General features: G+C 73.1%; 1 protein-coding gene. It reads left to right on the top strand.

Annotation, left to right across the window (positions count from 1 at the left end; translation table 11 throughout):
• A partial coding sequence (locus KHA85_RS17620) for a Kae1-like domain-containing protein (RefSeq protein ID WP_438802065.1) occupies window positions 1–316 on the top strand: 316 nt, incomplete at both ends.

The following is a 316-nucleotide window of genomic DNA, read 5'->3' on the forward strand; positions in this document are numbered from 1 at the left end:
GTTATGGACGGCCGACATCGACTGGACCCCGGATCTGGCGCCCGTCGCCGCCGCGACCGATGACGAACTGCGCCTGGTCCGTTCGCAACTGGAGACCGGGACGGGCTGTGTGCCGTGCTCGAGCATGGGACGGCTGTTCGACGCGGTCGCTTCCCTGCTCGGCGTGCGGCACCGCATCGACTACGAGGGGCAAGCCGCGGTCGAGCTCGAGGCGCTGGCGGAGTCGGCCGGCTGCGACCCCGGGCGGCCCCGGCCGTCGTTGCCGCTGGCGGTGCGCCCCGACGGGGTGATCGAACCGGCGCCGATGGTGCAGACG

The organism is Dietzia massiliensis (assembly GCF_018390595.1).
Classification (GTDB): domain Bacteria; phylum Actinomycetota; class Actinomycetes; order Mycobacteriales; family Mycobacteriaceae; genus Dietzia; species Dietzia massiliensis.